Origin of the sequence: Mucilaginibacter sp. P19 (assembly GCF_050632265.1) — a bacterium.
Taxonomy (GTDB): domain Bacteria; phylum Bacteroidota; class Bacteroidia; order Sphingobacteriales; family Sphingobacteriaceae; genus Mucilaginibacter; species Mucilaginibacter gossypii.
In genome coordinates this window covers 1,307,335-1,323,992 of the sequence record NZ_CP192586.1, presented here as the reverse complement: position 1 = coordinate 1,323,992, position 16,658 = coordinate 1,307,335, and the positions used below count along the sequence as shown (strand labels likewise).

Genomic DNA, 16,658 nt, shown 5'->3' with positions numbered 1-16,658 from the left:
ATAGCAATGAAAAAATTACTTTCATCAGGCCTGTGTTTGCTCCTGTTTATATCATCGCAGGCACAAGTAAAACTGGCATCCATTTTTACCGACAACGTAGTTCTGCAGCAACAAAGTGCGGCCCCAATCTGGGGTTGGGACAAGGCTGGTTCAACGGTTACCATCAATACTTCATGGAACAAAAAAAGTTACAAAGCTAAAGTAAATGCCAATGGCAAATGGCTTGTTAAAGTAAGCACCCCGGTTTACGGTGGCCCGTATACCGTTACTATCAGCGATGGTAATACCATCAAACTAAACAACGTGCTTATTGGCGAAGTTTGGCTTTGCACAGGGCAATCAAATATGGAGATCCCTATGAAGGGGTATAAAAGCCAGCCAATAAGCGGTTCTGTTGATGCTATACTTAAATCATCTAACGCCAACATCCATATTTACACAGTTCCCCACTCATCAGTAACCGAAGTACAGGACAATAGCAAACCATCAGAATGGCATGTGGCCTCCCCGAATTTGTCTCCAACTTTAGTGCTACAGGTTATTATTTCGGCAGATTATTAAATGAGGTACTTCATGTACCTATCGGTTTAATCAGCGATTGTTACGCTGGCTCGAACGCCGAAGCCTGGATGGATGCTGACGGACTGAAAGATTTTCCGGAGATCAAAATCCCGGCCAAAACAGACTCCATTAAAGCTGTATCACGCACACCTACCACCCTGTTCAACGGTATGCTGAACCCGGTGATTGGTTACGGCATTAAAGGCTGCATCTGGTACCAGGGTGAATCGAACTACGACCGGCCTGATCAATACGAAAAACTATTTCCGGCCCTGGTAAAACGCTGGCGTGAGCTTTGGCAGCAAGGTGATTTCCCTTTTTATTTTGTGCAAATAGCCCCGTATGATTACGCACAGCTTCCGCCTTATAATAGCGGAGGCAAATACAATTCGGCCTATTTGCGCGATGCTCAACGAAAATCGCTCAAAACAATCCGTAACAGCGATATGGCCGTTTCGCTTGACGTTGGCGAGCAGGCACTCATCCACCCTCCGCGCAAAGAGCCTATCGGTACAAGGTTAGCCTACCTGGCCTTGGCGCAAACTTATGGTATTAAAGGTTTCGATTATGCAAGTCCGCTGTATAAAGAAATGACTATTGACGGCGACCGGGCCACCATCAGGTTTGAACATGCCGAAAACGGATTGACCTCGTTTAATAAACCCATCCAAAACTTTGAAATAGCCGGTAAAGACAAAATGTTTTACCCTGCGCAAGCAATGATATCGGGCAGCGTAATAATTGTATCTTCACCCTTGGTAAAAGAGCCTGTGGCCGTGCGTTACGCCTTCAAAGATTTTGTTGTGGGCGACCTGTTCGGCACCAACGGGCTCCCCGTTTCCTCATTCAGAACCGACGACTGGTAATTATGAAAAAACTCCTGCTGCTCTGCTTCCTGTACTGCAATATCAATATCGCGTTAGCTCAAAATAAAGGCATCGAACAATACAACGAAGTGTGGACCAGCCAGAGTCAAAACTCTGGCCAGTCCATGCCCTGCGGAGGCGGTGATATCGGGCTGAATGTATGGGTTGAAAAAGGCGAGCTGCTTTTTTACATCGCCCGAAGCGGCACTTTTGACGAGAACAACGCCATGCTCAAACCCGGCCGGGTAAGGATTAAATTATCGCCCAACCCTTTTGACGGCAACGATTTTAAACAGGAGCTGAAACTCCAAAATGGCTCGGTAGTCATCAACGGAAAAAACGGCGATTTAAAAGCTGAAATAAAGCTTTGGGTTGATGTTTACCGCCCGGTGATCCATGTTAATATCAGCAGCAATAAAGCCATTAAAGCCGAAGCTATTTTTGAAAGTTGGCGTTATCGCGACAGGGAAGTTAAAGGCCTCGAAAAAAATGAAGGCTCATGGAAATTCGCCCCGCGTAATGATGTAAAAACGTTAAAGGATAACATCAGCTTTAAAGGCAATGCTATCCAGTTCTATCATCATAATCTCGATTCAACCATATTTGATGTTACGGTAAAGCAGCAGGGTATGGATGCGGTTAAGGATCAAATGTACAATCCGCTTAAAAACTTAACCTTTGGCGGGCTGATGCAGGGTAAAAATCTAAAACCTGTAGGCAACACTAAAGGGCAATACCTCAACACCGATTTTGAAGGATTGAAATTGGAGAGCATTAAACCAGCCACCAATCAGGATCTTGAAATCTCTCTTTATACTCAACAAACCACCTCGGTAAATGAATGGCAGCAAGGCCTCAACAAAGTACTTAAAGAAGCTGAAAGCAACGCCAAAACCGCATGGCAAAAAACAGCCGACTGGTGGAAACAATATTGGAACAGGAGTTTCATCTACATCAATAATAAAAAGCCTGGCAATGATACCGCTGCCTGGCAAACAAGTAAAAACTATCAGCTTTTCAGGTATATGCTGGGCTGCAATGCTTATGGACAAGCGCCCACTAAATTTAACGGCGGCCTGTTTACCTACGATCCCGTTTTCGTCAATCCTCAATACGCTTTTACGCCTGATTTCCGCAACTGGGGCGGAGGCTTGATGACTGCCCAAAACCAGCGTTTGGTTTATTTCCCGATGCTCAAAAGCGGCGATATTGATATGATGAAGCCGGAGTTTGAGTTTTATCTGCGCTCGTTGAAAAACGCCGAATTACGCAGCAAGGTTTACTGGGGCCACAATGGCGCCTACTTTACTGAGCAAATAGAAAATTTCGGTCTACCGAATAGTGCCGAGTACACCTGGAAGCGCCCTGCCGATTTTGACAAAGGGTTAGAGTACAACGCCTGGTTGGAATATACCTGGGATACCGTTTTTGAGTTTTGCCTCATGATGATGGAAACAGAACGGTACAAAGGCGACGACATCCATCAATACATCCCCTTTATTGAAAGCTGCCTCACTTTTTTGATGAACATTATCAATACCTTTCCCGCAAGCGTAGCACCAAAGCATTGGACGGCAACGGGCATCTTGTGCTCTATCCCGGCTCATCTGCCGAGACTTTCAAAATGGCCTATAACTCCAACTCAACCATAGCGGCCCTGCAAACTATCACCAAACGGATGCTGGCACTGCCTGATAGTTACCTGAGCAAAGAAGAGCGCGGCAAACTGGAAGGCTTTTTAAAACGCATTCCTCCTATTTCGTTTGGCGAAATTGACGGTCATAAAACCCTTACGCCTGCAAAATCATGGGAGCGGGTTAACAATGAAGAGAACACTCAATTTTACCCGGTATTTCCATGGGGCATTTATGGCTTAGGTAAACCGGAATTAGAGACAGCTTTAAATACATGGAGGCTGGATACCCTTGTAGCCAGATTCAGAAGCGGCATTGGCTGGAAACAGGATAATATTTTTGCGGCCCGCTTAGGTCTGACAGATGAGGCTGCCAAACTAACCACCTTCAAACTCAAAAACTCGGGCAGGCGTTTCCCGGCATTTTGGGGGCCGGGTTTCGACTGGACACCCGACCATAACTGGGGTGGCTCAGGCATGATCGGTCTGCAGGAAATGCTGATGCAGGTAGACGATAAAAAGATCCTGCTGTTCCCCGCCTGGCCAAAGGATTGGGATGTGCATTTTAAACTTCATGCGCCTTATAATACCACTGTTGAGGCCACACTAAAGGATGGAAAGATGGTTGATTTAAAAGTTCTCCCCGAAGATAGAAGGAAGGATATTACAATGATGTTAGCCCAATAATTCCCTCGTTCATTTGTAACAAAAAGGGTGTCCCAATTTTTTGATTCTCAAAAAAAAATTGAAAAAACTCCCGCTGCTCTTTTTTGTAAAAAGAGACTGTTCCATTTTTTGAGAGTGAAAACGCGGAACACCTTAAAAATAAAACACACTGACAATCAAATAGATAACAATTCACCCGAAACACCATTAAATACCTGATTACCAATGACTAAAACTTTAAAGAGTAAACTTTCCTTATTTCAAAGACAGGTAAAAAACCCTTTTTTATTTCTTGTTTTTTTAAAGGTTTTTAGGCTTTTTGGAATTGATCACCTCATTTATAAATAGCACTGACAAAATAATGCCACCAAAATTGCGGGGGTGAGTATCGATATTTCATGCCATCCGGCTGAAGCTCAGCTAACACATATTGGGACAAAAAACAACCGCCACCAATTACCGGCCGAAGTTTTAAGTGTAAGAACAAAAGGCTGCTTTAGTCCCGGCGGCCAGAGGCCGCCCTGATAGTTGCCACCCGGCTGGGAACCGAGCGGCGGCGTGGAGCTTTTTTACCTTTTGCCTTTCACCTTTAACCTTTGGCCTTTACCCTTTAACCTCAAATCACCTATCCAACGGCATCCACGTTTCCATATCCACATGTCCCCGGTTACCCCAGGCATAATACGGGATCAGCCTGATATCAACAGCGTTTTGTTTGGGTGCCGATATTTCTTTATAAAGCTGGTTACTCCAATTATTTTCATCGCGAAGATCAGCTTTACCTATTAGGCTCATGATCTCGCTGTTATCTATCCGGATCATTTCAGGTTTGAGTTGACTATTGGCAGATAAAGCCACATTGAAAACCTTTTGCCCTTTAGCCAAATCTGCCGATTCGAGGCAATAAACCACCGGGCCGCGTTTTACCGCTACCTGGTTGCGGGTTTCCTCAACCAGCGGGTTTGCTTCCATCATAGTAACCGGCATTGGCAGGTCGAGATCAATCGTCATTCCTTTGCGCCAAACAGCGTTAACTTGCATATAAGTTCCTGGCGTAGTATCTAACTGCGGCACCGGCTGACCTTCGAGTTTGATACTCGCTCCCTTACACCAGCCAGGAATCCTTAAAAATACCGAAAATGCTTTATTGCCAGGTACTTCGTCAAACTTAATGCTGATCTTGCCATCCCAGGGGTAATTAGTAGTTTGCGTTAGCTTTACAGGCGTACCATCTTTCAGTTTAGCGCTGATAGTATTGCTGCCATACAGATTAAACCACAAGCCTTTATCAGATGTACTGTACGCATAATCGCTTACCTCGGCAATGGTACGCACCACATTGGGCGGACAACAGTTAGAAAGTTTGATATACCCTATCCTATCCTTAGACCAACGTTGCTTAAACGGCAAACTATCCGAATAAGCCAACGGATTGGTATATAAAAAGTTACGACCGTTAAGACTAATCCCCGAAAGTACGCTATTGTACAACGCCAGTTCCATCACGTCGGCATATTTGGCATCGCCGGTTACCTGCAGCATGCGCCAGTTCCAGAGTACATTGCCTATGTTTGCGCAGGTTTCATTGTGGGCGGTGAAACTTGGCAATTGATAATCGCGCCCGTAAGCCTGATGTACCTTTTGCACTTCGTTGGGGTTGTAAGACGTGCCGTCGGGAGAAACACCATCATAAAGCGAGCCGCAGCCACCGGTGATATACATTTTGCGGTTCACCACATCGTTCCACATCAGGTTTAAGGTGTGCATGAGCGTGGTATCGCCGGTTTCGGCATAAACATCGGCAGCACCGGCAAAAAGATAATTGGCCCTCACCGCGTGCCCCATCGCCTGTGTTTGCTGCCGGAAAGGTGTCCTGTCCTGGTTGTCGTCTGTACCATCCTTCATCAAGCCACGGATGTCTATCAGGTTTTTAGCCAGTTCCAGGTATTTGGGGTCGCGGGTAGTGCGGTACATCTCCACTACGCCCATATAATGCGAAGGACAAATGGCATTTCGCGCCAGCTCGGGCGAGGCCGTTTTATAAAACTTATAGAGATAGTCGGTTGCCTTGACAGCTACTTTTAGTAAAGTTGTTTTACCTGTAACACGGTAGTGCACGCAGGCGGCAGTCATGAGGTGACCAAGGTTATAGGTTTCAAAATTAAGGCGATCATTAAAAGCCTTTTCCTTACCACTATTCTTACGCTCTTCAATAAGGGTTGGTGTGTGGATGTAGCCATCGGCCCGTTGGGCTTTAGCGATAACGGCTATGGTTTTATCCATCAATACATCCAATTTAGGATCATGAGTAGCCGCGTACATGCTGGCTACAGCTTCAAAAAGCTTATAAAAATCACCGTCATGAAATGGCGGACCTTCGTGCGATCCGGTGTCAATTCCCGCAGCTATCTCAAAATTGCGATAAGCGTGACTGATCTTTGGATCGGTATAAACACGCCACAGGTTGGGGATCATGGTATCACGACAAACCTTAAACCTGTCGGCCCAAAAGCCGCCTGTCCACTGTACTGCGCCCATATCAAGGCTGCTTAGTTTGGCGTAACTGCTTTTACTGGTGTTTACCAGGGCTTTGTTTTGTGCAGATAGTTTTAATGTGCAGCTTAACAACAATGCTATTCCAATATATTTACAAATCCATTTCATATCATTAAGGGATATAAGTAAGCAACTTCACGGGGCTTAACAAGCCGGCCGGCAACAATGAGCGCCCTTCCAAACGGTAAGGCGCGTTTGTCCATGTAATACGTTTATTTTCGGGCAGTGCATGATCACCCATCAGGCGGTTAGCCCAAGTGTTGGTTACTTTGATTACCAGTTTATTCTCGCCAAGTTTGATGGCCTTGCTAATATCTACCCGGTACGGAAATGTCCAGGCTGTACCGCAATTGATGCCGTTTAGATATACTTCGGCGAGATTGGATACATTGCCCAGATGTAGATAGGTTTTGGCTCCTGTTTTTGCGGTAAACTGAAATGTATGGTTGTAAACCGCAGTGCCCGAATAATACTTAATACTATCATTAGCATTCTGCGACCAGTCTTCAGGTTGATTAAACATAACCGGCTTTACAGGGCCTCCATATTGAGGATCGAACTGTACCCGCCAGTTTGTGAAAGTTTGTACCGTTTTAAAATGAGATGGCTTATTATCCTCGCTTTTGGCAGTAGAAGAACCATTTCTGAAAACGATAAAAGCAGAGCCATTGGCCGCCAACTCAAGCTTGATATTTGTACGGGATGATTTACCCGTATTATGCAATTGCCTGATCTCACCGGTTAGAGGATCCCATAGTTCAGGGGCACGCCCTGCTGTCCTCAATGATAAATTAATGGTGCGATTTAAAGCCTGCTGATTAGAAATGAAATAGATATCAAGATTAGCTGAACTACGATGTGCCCAGGCAAGATCCTTTGCCGGCTGATCAACCGAGTCTGTCGCTATCAGATCGCGGGTTACCCCTACTTCATCAAAGGTTCCTTTTTGATAAGGGCCAATGAGTAATTTGCCCGCAGGGCCTTTAGATAAAGTAGTTTTCATCCGCTGAACGTCCAACAAAACAGTAGCGCCTTCATTTACCAGTTGCTGAAGTTTTTTTACGACCTCTGCCGATAACTGCCATGGCTGCTGCGACATCTGGCTTACGCCGGGTATTACCAACATGGCATAACTTGCACCTCCGGGTAGAATGATACTGCCGTTTTTTACTGTAGCCAAACGTAGTAACGCGTCTTTGTTAAAAGAATCATAGGCATAGCCCCTCAGCGGGTCTATCCAGTTTTCGGGCAGCGCCATATTAGCCGAATGGCTCGCATCCTCAATCGAATTAATGATGGGTACGCCCTTATTTGCTAAACGTTCCTCTTCCAGTTTTACCCGTTCCGTGCCGAAAATTCCCGGTAGAGTACTAACCAACCTATCTGGCAAAATAGCGCGACGCGGCGTTTCCTCGCCGGTAAAAACAGCGATATCTGCAACCGGATGTCCCTGTTGCAACATGACCTGGCAGCGACTGATATAATCAAACCAAGCCTTACCAGACTGCCACCAGGTTTGGTCGCGCTGAAAAAACAGACCGATACCATCCAGCGTCATACCCGGCTTACGGTCAAGCCAGGGATTATGCACATTTACATGGAAAACATAACGATTGATGCCAAGGGCAAAGTTGCGGTCGGCAGCAGTTTTAAGCATACCGGGGTGTTCGTCCCATAATAACCGTAATTCGGTAAAAGCCTCGGCCTGGATAATATTTTCACCGTAGATGTGCCCGCCCGAAATGGCATCCAGCATATCATTGGGCTTATCATGCGTAGGGCTCCTGAACCAAAATTCCCCCATCGGGATATCTGCCTTTTGGTAATGCAGCATGCCATCGCTCATCATGGTTGGGGCCACGCTTTCAGCTGTAAATGTGCAGCCTTTTTCGTGTGCCAGCTTAGCCATCGTACCGTAGAAATTATCTACCAATAATTCGGCTATCGTTTGCCTTACGTCGGCCAGTACTTTTTCAGATTTTTCAGCACTTTCCATTGGTATACCGGCCATTAATGGAAGATATGGTAGCAGGTCATATCCCCTCCGCTTCTGAAATTCAGCAGCAAAAACCGGCGACCAGTTCTGACTTCCGCACTCCCAACTATCCACATGAAAAATCTTTAAAACCCGTTTAGCCAGGTCCGGGCCAACCTGTTTTATCGCTTCGCCAAACCAGTTATCAAATTGTAGTTTAGCCGCTTCGGGATTGAACTTATCGCACTCCAAACCGATGCCGCCACCGCCTGTAGCATTAGTATGCCCGGTTGAAGTGTGACCGATCCGAATGATAGTCCATTTACCGGCAGGTGCCTGCCAGTTCAGTTTACCATCTACTCCTAATTTATCAGTAAGGTTGATAACCTTGCTTTTATCTACGCAAAGATCAGCCGGTAATTGAACATCTGTAGTTTGCTTGCTTAAACGCCAAACCTCGCCAGTTTTACTTTCATATTGATGGATGCGGGGCTCACCCAACAACTCAATGCGCGATAGTTTTAGCGTTGGCTTCCATTTTGCAAAATCAAGGTCTTCGGCTCCCGGTTCAGAACCTTCTTTATCATAAGTAAACCTGAAATATTTTGCTGTTGTAGGTGCGATGGCGTGGGTGATCTCCGCATCGCCATCCTGCCAGCCGTGGCGTGGAGATTCCAACCTACCTAATGAGCGAAAACTTTTACCATCATCGCTCACTTCAAGCAACAGCCGTTGCGACTGATAATTACTTGCCGAAGTATGTATAACAAGCGAGCGGCAGGTAAAGGGCTTTTCAAATTCAAGCTGCAGCCAGCACTGTTCGTTGCTTGTAAAGCTTTTGGGATTTCCTTTTTCAGCAAGATATTGTACGTCGGTATTAGGCAAGCTGGCAGTTACCTTCGGATGCTCGTCGTAACTGCTTATCCCTTCGCCCGGAAGCGATGGATAGGCCAATATTTCGATATCCTTATAATAGTTTTTATAGTGTTTGGGGATAGGCAAAGTATCATGGTAAACTTTGCCATCTTCAACCTCAATTTTTGACCATACCACCTTTTGCATGGAAAGCTCCGGTGTTATCCACGGCCCACCAGCCAGCGCAAAACCATCGCTGTCGTGCATAGCCAGTTTTAGGCCTATCCTGTCGGCTTCCTGCATGGTAAATTTTACCATTGCCCACCACTCCGGGCTTAACTGATTAATTGAGGGAGTGATAAACGGCGGATTAGCCGGGCCTTTAATGGGCATTAAATAAGCCCCTGCTATTCCGGCCTGCTTCATAGCCTGCAGATCAGCAGTGATGCCCTCTCGGCTTACTGCACCCTGCATCCAGTACCAAAAAACCCAGGGCTTTGCAGATTCGGGCGGATGCAGGAAGGCCTCCTTCAAATCATCATTTTTAAGAGATAGTTTACGCTGTTGGGCTATCCCCGGTAACAACAGGCAGCAAAAGCAAATTATAAAAACGTATTTCCTCATGGCTTCCTGTTAAATTTAATCTGGTATGCCGTATTACCTGCAGCGTCGGGTTTACCTTCGTAAGGTTTCAGGTAAAAACTATATTGATATTTTTTGGCCGGAATACGGTATTGTTCCAAAGGCTCAGCCACTTCCGACCAGCTATCGTTGCCGCCTACGCCCATCTGTATCAGGTCGATATTCAGCGTAATAAAACCTGCATCCTTTAGCTTGTTGGTATGCTTCGCCTTTTGAATATTCTCTTCGGTATAAGGCCAGGCACTCATGCTCAGCAGGCTATCGGCGGTGATCAGCAAACCACCTGTTGTATGGTGCAGCAGCATCCAGCGTACATCGGTACGGTTGCCGTTTTCCTGGGGAACTACGTAAGGTTCCATGAATTGGTTAATGCTTCGCGAATATACGCCCGCTTCCGAGCCTGTACGCCTGTCGATATAGTTTTCATAAGGACCGCGGCCATAATAACTGACATTGCTATCGGCCTGCGCAATACCCATTTGCATACCAACCTTTGGCAGGTTTGGCAAACCCGGTTTAGCATCAAACACATACGCAACTTTTAGCAAGCCATCGCCGCAAATGGTGTAGTTCACCTGTACCGAAGCACTATCATTAAGCATGGAATAAATACTTGTTATTACAACCGCACCATCTTCAGTTTTTTGGCTCGAGAGTTTTTTCAAAACAGGTGACGCTTTAAACCAGGCCGCCAGTTTCTTTTCCATCTTCCAGCCGCGATGATCATTATCGGTAACCGGTCGGGTGAAATGTGGCAATAAAGGCGCAAATATCTGCTGATTACCTTTGTACAGGTATGAGCTTAAAGCACCGTTACTTTTACTGATGCCAATCTCAAAATCTTTCCCGCTGATATGATAAGCTTTATCATCTTCAACCAGTTTTGTTTCCGGATAGTGCTTACGTTCAGCGTTTGCAGTGGATGTTTTAAGCGCCGTTAGTTGAAACTGATCACTTGCTATTCCGTAACCTTTGCTTGCCCAAGGCTTATCTTCGGCAAGGGTAAAGTGAATATCGGCAAGATATTCATGGTTGGGTTTTAAACCGGGCAGACATTGTTTAATGCTGATTGTGGTATCATGCCCGGCTGCAAGGCTGATACGGGGAATTTGTTTTTTAAGGATGATATTGCCGTCTTCCCTCAACTGCAGGCTAACATTATAATCGGCCAGTGAAGCTACACTATGCCAGTTTTTGATGTGGATAGTTGCTTTATCGGCATCAACCAATTCACAAACCGCCGGCTGAAAAACATGCTTGCATTCGTAAATAGCAGGTTTAGGGCGACCATCAGATGCTACAATGCCTTTGATGGTGAAATTGTCAAAATAACGTTCACCATAATCACCGCCATAGGCATAGTATGCCTTACCTGTCGAATCATGTTTTAATAGTCCCTGGTCTTTAAACTCCCAGATGGCACCGCCAATAACCCGTTTGGTTGAACGCCATTGATCCCAAAACTCCTTTAAGTTTCCATTGGAGTTACCCATCGCGTGCGAATACTCTACAAAAAATATCGGGCGGTTATCGCCATTCTGCTGATTGGCCAGCAAGGGCGCAGTATAAATGCCGGGATACATCCGGCTTACAATATCTACATAAGGCTGATCTATAGGGTTCTGTAATCTGTGCGAATGATCATTGGTTTTAGGATAGCGCGGATCGGTCGGGTCGATATATCCTTCGGCTTGTGGCGTACCTTGTGCAGGCTCATAATGTACCGGACGGGTAATATCAAAATCATGGATCCAGCCGGCCATTGCCGCATGGTTTGGCCCTCTGCCGGCCTCATTCCCCAAACTCCAAATAATAATGCTCGGATGATTTTTATCGCGCATTACCATACGGGTAGCCCTGTCGAGGTAAGCGCCGGTCCACATGGGGTCATTGCTTAGCTTTGAACCAAGACCATGGGTTTCCAGGTTGGCTTCGTCTATGACCAGTATCCCATACTCATCGCACAGATCATACAGGTACGGATCCATCGGGTAATGGCTGGTGCGGATACAGTTAAAATTGAAACGTTTGATGGTACGCACATCATTCAGGATATCTTCGCGGGATAGCGCCTTTCCTTTTACCGGGTCATGATCGGGACGATTTACGCCGTACAAATAGGTTACTTTGCCGTTGATGAGCAGCTTACTATCTTCCTTACTAAACTCAATGCTCCTGATGCCCACCTTGCAGCTTTTAACTTCCAGCGTTTGGCCAGTGCTGTCAACTAAAGATAAAGTGAGCGTATAGAGGTTTGGTTTTTCATCGCTCCATTTTTCGGGGTTTTTCAGTGTAGTTTCCAGTAAGCCGAATTTCACGTTATCCAACCTTGGATAAATCTCGTTGATGATACTTTCAACGCTTCTTTCCAAAGGCTTTTGCAATACCTCTTTATTATTGCTGTCGAAAAGCCTTGCTTCAATTTTATATCCGGGTACAGCCTTACCTGTCAGGTTTTCGATCCGTGGACGAGATACTGAAAATGGCGTCTTTATATTGCTTATCCAGTTTGGCCTGCCATTGAAAATCAGCAATCCGTAATTTCGGCTCGGCCAAAAGCATTACTTCGCGATGGATGCCACTCATGCGCCACTGATCCTGGTCTTCCAAAAATAACCATCGCTCCATCGGATCAATTGCACCGATATCACGTTCTCGCCCGCTTGCAGGTATGGGGTAATATTAAACTCTGACGGCAAAAAACTATCCTCGCCATAACCTAAAAACTTACCATTGAGCCAAACCTTAAAGCCCGAACTTACCCCGCCGAAATGCAGGGTAATGTTCATATCTTTCCAACCGGCGGGCAATGTAAACGTACGCTGATAACTGCCAACGCCGTTATAATCCTTCGGCACATGAGGCGGGTTAACCGGGCGAAACGGGTAAACCGCACTTTTATAAATGGGTTTATCATAACCCTGCATTTCAATACTTGAGGGAACGATGATCTTTTTCCAACCGCTTACCCGGCTTTTATAAAAATCTTTCGGCGCATCGGCAGGTTTGGCGGCATAGCTAAAATCCCAGTAACCATTCAGGGATAACATCCTGCCTGATTTTTCCCTATCGCCAGCCAATGCATCTTTGATACTGCTGTATGAATATGCTGTAGCGCGTGCCGCATCCCGGTTTATGCCATCAACCAAAGGATTTTCCCAAGGTTCGGCATCATAAACCGTAGGCACGTTAGGGATGGGCGCGGGCGTTTTATCAACCAGTTGCGCGTAAAGCCCTGTTGATGAAAATGCTGTTAAAAGCAGGATAGATAAGAGCCGTTTCATCATTTTTTTGCGCTATAGTTTATGGTGTACTGTTTTTGTTTTTGGATGGTAAGTTCATAGGTTCCGTTTCCTTTAGCGGTTATTTCACCCTCCTTACAAACCGGTTTGGAGGTGCTGGTAAATCGCAACAGGCCAGTTCCGGTATTGCTGCTCACTTTAATTTGTTTGGTACTGCATGATACCTTGATATCCCCATCAACAGTTGGCACGCTGCCTTCCATCCATTGCAGACCACCCAATTTAGGTTCGATGACATATTGCTGATAACCCGGCGCAGTTGGTTTTACGCCGAGATAATATTTACCCAACAGGTATATCGGGCTGGCGCCCCAGGCATGGCAAAGGCTTTTACCAAATGGTCGCCCGTACATGGCGTAGCGGTCGGTGCCTGTTTTAGCCGGATTGTATTCTTCCCAAAAAGAGGTTGCGCCTAAATTGAGCATCCCGCCCCAATAATCCTTCATCTCTTTGAGTACATAGCTTTGCTCGCCCATGGCGCAAAGGGCTTCCAGTTCATAAAAGCGCATGTATGGGGTGGTTATCTTCTGTATATTATCGTTCAGCAGCACGTACTTTTTTATTTCCTGCTGCTGACCTGGGTTGAGGTAGTTGAAAAATATCGAGAACATATTGGTATAGCGGGTCACGTTATCGCTTTGCTTACCATCAACGAGGCTGTGCACAAAGGCATGTTTATCGCTATTCCAGTACAGGGAAAAGATCTTGGATTTCAGATCGGCGGACAGTTTTTGATATTGATCGTTGCCCTTTTTATCATCCATAATATTGGCGCATAAAGCCATGGTTTCCAGGCTGCGGCAGAGCAGTAACTGTTCAAAGCTTACTTCACCTTTTTTGCTGAGTTTATCGGCCCAGTCAATAAATACCCAGTCACCTGGCAAGCCTTCCATGAGGCCATTTTTATCACGGCGTTGCAGGCAATAGCTCATCAGGCTTTGCATGCGCGGGTACATTTGTTTAATGAAACTTTTATCGCCGGTATATTGGTAGTAATCATAAATACCCATAAACCAGTAAAAAGTATAATCCATAATGGTATTGATATGGCTGGTTACAGGGTCTTTACCGCGAAGGGCGTACAGGGTGCGGGTTACTGTTGGCGAATCAAAGTACAGGTAATAATTCATGAGGTAGCTTTGATAAGCATCGCCCGACCAGATCCACCTGTCCCTCTTAATGCCATCGATAAAAAATTCGCGGGTATTCAGGTGCAGGGTATAGGCCGAAACATCCCAGATCTTGTTGATCAACTCATCCGAACATTTGAAACTCCCCCGCTGCTCAACCGGCGAATATTCGTAAAGCATGGACACATCATCGGCACTCACATGATCATCAAACAATACATTAATGTATCGGAAAGCACGCGAACCATCCATAGTATAATCGGCTTTCTGAAGCTGATCGATATAAACACTATCCAACAGTTCGCAATTGGTTAGAGATAAAGCTTCTTCTTTTGATTCTCCGTAACAGAATTTAATATTGCCCTTGCCTTTTAGGCCGATAAGCTTGGCGTAGCCAAATGTTTCCTTGCCAAAATCAACCAAAATGGAATGTTCTTTTCGTTCGGCTTTTGCTGGCTTATGCTCCTCCGTAGGCAAACGAAATGCAGAAGGCAACTTATCCGCCGAATCAAAGTTCCAGTTACCGGCGTTCACATATTTGGTGGCCGATACATCCGAAGTTTTACCCGACTCATCAATCCATTCTTTGTCCTCATAAGTTACCAGCCACGAGGTATCTGACACCAGTTGCTGCCCCTTCACAAAAATGGCCGGAGCAGCAGCCTGGTTATAAACTTTGAGACTAAGCCTGTGCCTGCCAGCCGGCACATGTATATTTTTTGGATAACCTGCCAATGCCTTACCATCAAGCTTTACGTTGTATTGCCCCTCAACCGCCAGTTCAACGGTTTCGGAATTGGCAAGCGTAAAATCCTTGTGAAAATCAACCAATACGTAATGACTGTCCAGTTTCCAGAATGGCGGAAAGAATGCCCCGCGCTCGGTACGGCGGTTTTGCATCCGGTTACTTAACCATACCTCGTAATCGCCGGGGTACCAGATCCAGGTTGCTTGCTGTGCTTTGGCCATATCAGCACAAAACATAAAGCTTAGCAGCGCGATAAATACACGAGCCTTATTGAATCTTATATGAGTAGTGATTTTATTCATTTTTAATGTCCGTTGAAAATGAGGTATAAAGCAATCATGACTATCGAGAGCAGCAGCCAGGCTATTTTTACACGCCGGGTAGGTTTTGCAGTATTTTCTGTTTCCGATTCTTCGGCCACGTAAACAGCCGGTGTTTTATCAAGCAGCGAGATCAAAACAGCAGATACCGCCAGGAAAACAAATATGAAAAACGACAGCATCAGGTAATGCGGCCAAAAGCTATACTTATCGGGCGGTAATACCCACAGGTATACCACACCGGTACCCAAACTAAAAGCAGAACCCGCCGAAAGAATAATATTTACCGCTTTTCGGGTAGTACGTTTCCAATAAACAGTAAGCAAAAAAACTACGGCCAATGGCGGCGCAATAAAACCCAATACCGATTGAAATACATCGAACAAATTAAGGCCTTTGATACTATCGATAGCCAGGGCCATACCTATTGCAAACAGACAACCGCCAATTACGGTGTAACGCCCTACCCTGATGAGATCTTTATTAGTGGCGTTAGGGTTGATCTTTTCGGCATAGATATCCATGGTGAACACTGTGCTCAGCGAGTTTAAGGACGAGCCGACGGTACCTATCAAAACCGCTATCAATACCACAATAATTAACCCATTCATTCCCGGAGGGAAAAGATTGGTAACCATAGTCATGTAAGCTAATGCAGGATCACTCAGATGCGGGAACAGGATGAAACACAAAATACCCGTGAGGATAAATAAGGGCAGCGATAATATTTTAAGCCAGCCAATAAAGTTAACACCAAGCTGTCCCTGCTCCAGGTTTTTAGCACCTAATACCGATTGTACCATAGCCTGATCTGTACAGAAAAAGGCCACAGCCGATACCGGGTAGCCCAATAATATAGCATACCATGGGTATTTAACATCGCTTGCCGGATGGATGAGGTTCCAGTAATTTGCAGGCGTTTGATGGAATACCGCTGATAACCCGCCGACCCTGCTTACACCTAAAACGGTTAATGTGAGCGATACGCCGATGAGCAGCAACATCTGGAAAACATTTACTTTGGCGATAGCCTTTAAGCCACCTGTAAATGCGAATAAGCCAGCAAATGACACCAGCACAATAACAGATTGCCACATGGGGATGCCAAGGATCTGTCTTACTAAAAATCCACCGGCAAACAAACCTAACGACAACCACGAGATGAGCATTTTGATAAGCGCGTACCAGGCCAAAATATTACGGGTTGAATCGCCGTAACGGTTACCCATAAACTCGGGCATGGTTGATACCTTGGCCGCTATGTATTTAGGCGCAAAAACCATGGCAAGCAGCATCAGGAAAACAAAGGCATACCAGTCAAAATTGACCGCCACTATACCCGTACTATAGCCTATACTGGCAAAGGCCAGCAACATGGAAGGCCCCACATTGGTGCCCCACATA

Annotated in this window: 10 protein-coding genes; 4 read left to right on the top strand and 6 right to left on the bottom strand. The window is 45.7% G+C overall.

From position 1 onward, the window contains the following. The first annotated feature begins 6 nt into the window (after positions 1-6). Genes ACQ86K_RS06270 through ACQ86K_RS06255 form a run of 4 tightly spaced genes read left to right on the top strand, consistent with a single transcriptional unit; the run spans position 7 to position 3,747 of the window. Positions 7-561 carry a hypothetical protein gene (locus tag ACQ86K_RS06270; protein WP_431200017.1) on the top strand — a complete coding sequence of 185 codons (555 nt, stop codon included), beginning with the start codon at positions 7-9 and terminating at the stop codon, positions 559-561. Continuing rightward, the gene (locus tag ACQ86K_RS06265; RefSeq protein ID WP_431200016.1) at positions 492-1,427 is read left to right on the top strand and encodes a sialate O-acetylesterase; all 936 of its coding nucleotides are present in this window, start codon (positions 492-494) and stop codon (positions 1,425-1,427) included. The genes ACQ86K_RS06270 and ACQ86K_RS06265 overlap by 70 nt, the downstream gene beginning before the upstream one ends. A 2-nt stretch (positions 1,428-1,429) precedes the next feature. Then, a complete protein-coding gene (locus ACQ86K_RS06260; RefSeq protein WP_431200015.1) occupies positions 1,430-3,079 on the top strand; it encodes a DUF5703 domain-containing protein in 1,650 nt (549 codons plus the stop codon). Continuing rightward, positions 3,052-3,747 carry a hypothetical protein gene (locus tag ACQ86K_RS06255; RefSeq protein WP_431200014.1) on the top strand — a complete coding sequence of 232 codons (696 nt, stop codon included), beginning with the start codon at positions 3,052-3,054 and terminating at the stop codon, positions 3,745-3,747. The genes ACQ86K_RS06260 and ACQ86K_RS06255 overlap by 28 nt, the downstream gene beginning before the upstream one ends. Positions 3,748-4,347: 600 nt before the next feature. Here ACQ86K_RS06255 and ACQ86K_RS06250 read toward each other — a convergent pair. From ACQ86K_RS06250 to ACQ86K_RS06225, 6 genes are read right to left on the bottom strand one after another with little or no spacing between them, the layout of a single operon-like run. Further along, complete coding sequence (locus ACQ86K_RS06250; protein WP_091162961.1) at positions 4,348-6,390, bottom strand: aceric acid hydrolase; 2,043 nt, start codon at positions 6,388-6,390, stop codon at positions 4,348-4,350. 4 nt (positions 6,391-6,394) lie between these two features. Next, the gene (locus ACQ86K_RS06245) at positions 6,395-9,736 is read right to left on the bottom strand and encodes a glycosyl hydrolase (RefSeq protein ID WP_091162960.1); all 3,342 of its coding nucleotides are present in this window, start codon (positions 9,734-9,736) and stop codon (positions 6,395-6,397) included. Then, positions 9,733-12,288, bottom strand: a complete 2,556-nt coding sequence (locus tag ACQ86K_RS06240) for a glycoside hydrolase family 2 TIM barrel-domain containing protein (RefSeq protein ID WP_431200013.1) — start codon at positions 12,286-12,288, stop codon at positions 9,733-9,735. The genes ACQ86K_RS06245 and ACQ86K_RS06240 overlap by 4 nt, the downstream gene beginning before the upstream one ends. A 48-nt stretch (positions 12,289-12,336) precedes the next feature. Beyond that, complete coding sequence (locus ACQ86K_RS06235) at positions 12,337-13,041, bottom strand: sugar-binding domain-containing protein (RefSeq protein WP_431200012.1); 705 nt, start codon at positions 13,039-13,041, stop codon at positions 12,337-12,339. Continuing rightward, complete coding sequence (locus ACQ86K_RS06230; protein ID WP_091162958.1) at positions 13,038-15,236, bottom strand: alpha-L-rhamnosidase C-terminal domain-containing protein; 2,199 nt, start codon at positions 15,234-15,236, stop codon at positions 13,038-13,040. Before ACQ86K_RS06230 ends, ACQ86K_RS06235 begins: the two co-directional genes overlap by 4 nt. A gap of 2 nt (positions 15,237-15,238) precedes the next feature. Further along, positions 15,239-16,657, bottom strand: coding sequence for a sodium:solute symporter family transporter (locus ACQ86K_RS06225; RefSeq protein ID WP_431200011.1), 1,419 nt, complete (start codon positions 16,655-16,657; stop codon positions 15,239-15,241). Between the last annotated feature and the right edge of the window lies 1 nt (position 16,658).